Below are 1,488 nucleotides of genomic sequence, written 5' to 3' on the forward strand. Positions count from 1 at the left end.
TCAGGCTGTCGAGAAAATCTCGACAGCTTTATTTTTTCCTTAAACTTTCCATCTCCTCATTTTATAATAGAGAAAAACCCACTTAAGGAAGGTGTTTTTCTCATGTTCCACACTAGAAATTCTTCTCAGCACGAAGCCGAATTTGTATTGCTAGATCAACTGGTCGAAGAGGATCACCTGCTTCGTAAAATTGATCAGTACATTGATTTTTCATTTATCGTAGATAAAGTAAAACCGTATTATAGTGAGAATAAAGGTCGCCCTTCTCTTGATCCACTTATTTTGTTCAAAATGATGTTTATCGGATACCTGTACGGTATCCGTTCTGAAAGACAACTTGAAAAAGAAATTTACTATAACATGGCGTATAGATGGTTTTTAGGTTTGAACATCAATGACCCCGTTCCTCATCACTCGACCATTAGCTGGAATCGTCGTACTCGATTCAAAGATACAACGATTTTTCAAGATATTTTTGATGAAATTGTGCTTCAAGCCATCAATCATGATATGGTAGGAGGCCGCGTTCTTTTTACTGATTCAACTCATCTTAAAGCCAATGCCAATAAACATAAATATACGAGAAAAACGATTGAACAAGATACCCAGAACTATATAAATGAATTAGAAGAAGCGATCCAAGAAGATCGGGTGGCACACGGAAAAAAGCCCTTAAAGGTAAAAGAGGAGGTGAAAACGAAAAAAGACATTCGTCAAAGTATGACTGACCCTGAGAGTGGCTATCTTTATCGTGAAAATAAACCGGAAGGCTTTTTCTACCTAGACCACCGTACAACGGATATGAAGTACAATATCATCACGGATGCCCATGTCACGCCCGGCAATATCCATGATTCTATTCCGTATCTTGATCGATTGGATCACCAAATCGCCCGATTTGGTTTTCAAGTAGAAGCTGTTGCCCTTGATTCTGGTTATTTGACAACCTCAATCTGTAAAGGTTTATCGGATCGCCATATTTTTGGTGTCATCGCACATAGACGCTTTCATCCAACAAGAGGATTATTTGAGAAGTGGAAATTTCAGTATGATTCTGAATCTGATCACTACATATGCCCAAATGGCGAGAAGCTATTATATACGACAACTGATCGAAAAGGTTATAGGTTCTACAAATCAGACCCTAAAAAATGCGTATCGTGTCCTTTCCTTGAGAGCTGTACAAGATCGAAAAATCATCAAAAAGTGATCTCAAGACATGTATGGGAGGAACACAAAGAAAAGATCAGACAAAATCGTCTGTCTGCCTCTGGAAAAGAGCTATATAAAAAAAGAAAAGAAAAAATAGAGCGAAGCTTTGCAGATTCAAAACAACTGCACGGGCTTCGCTACTGTCGGTTGAGGGGAAAACAAAACGTGAGTGAGCAAGTTCTCCTCACAGCTGCGTGCCAGAACATGAAGAAGATTGCCACACACCTAGCGAAGCTAGGCTAGGTGTGTGGGAGGCCTTTTTCATTAAATCCCATC

1 protein-coding gene is annotated in these 1,488 nt (G+C 39.2%); it reads left to right on the forward strand.

Annotated features, from left to right (window positions below; translation table 11 throughout):
* Positions 1-102 precede the first annotated feature (102 nt).
* Positions 103-1,455 carry an IS1182 family transposase gene (locus C6Y01_RS18775; RefSeq protein ID WP_106038609.1) on the forward strand — a complete coding sequence of 451 codons (1,353 nt, stop codon included), beginning with the start codon at positions 103-105 and terminating at the stop codon, positions 1,453-1,455.
* Positions 1,456-1,488 lie beyond the last annotated feature (33 nt).

Origin of the sequence: Bacillus sp. NMCC46, from assembly GCF_002998465.1 — a bacterium.
Lineage (GTDB): Bacteria > Bacillota > Bacilli > Bacillales > Bacillaceae > Bacillus.

Excerpts from the sequence above, each read along its gene's own strand:
- C6Y01_RS18775 (WP_106038609.1), top strand. The coding sequence starts at position 103 with ATGTTCCACACTAGAAATTCTTCTCAGCACGAAGCCGAATTTGTATTG.